The sequence below is a fragment of the Azoarcus sp. TTM-91 genome, assembly GCF_012911025.1.
GTDB lineage: Bacteria > Pseudomonadota > Gammaproteobacteria > Burkholderiales > Rhodocyclaceae > Azoarcus.
The window spans coordinates 1-397 of record NZ_WUEI01000317.1 but is presented as its reverse complement, the minus strand read 5'-3'; the positions used below and the strand labels follow the sequence as shown (position 1 = coordinate 397).

Annotated in this window: 1 pseudogene; it reads right to left on the bottom strand. The window is 69.3% G+C overall.

The window, feature by feature from the left end:
* Positions 1-2 precede the first annotated feature (2 nt).
* Positions 3-397: pseudogene (locus GRF61_RS24415) on the bottom strand (hypothetical protein); the annotation flags it as partial.

Sequence of the window (397 nt, the reverse complement as noted above, 5' to 3'; positions counted from 1 at the left end):
GTTCAGGTGTCCGGCTGCAGCTTCACTTTCATCCAGCCTGGTTCGCGCTTGTCGAAGGCGGCGTAGGCCTCGGTGGCCGAGGTCAGCGGTTCGCGGCGGGTAAGGATGGCTTCGGGGTCGATCACGCCGGCGCGCACCAGCTCCAGCAGCTCGGGGATGTACTTGCGGTGGTTGCAGTTGCCCATGCGCACCGTGAGGTTCTTGTTCATCGCCGCGCCGATGGGGAAGACCTTGTCGGTGGGCGGGTAGACGCCAATGATGGACAGCGTGCCGGCCTTCGCCAGCGCCCGCACTGCCCAGTCCAGCGCCTGCGCCGGGGCGTCGCCGGGCTGCCAGTTGCCGTCTTCGGGACGGGCGTGGGGGGCGAGCCGGGCGGCCAGCGCTTCCTGTTCCGGGA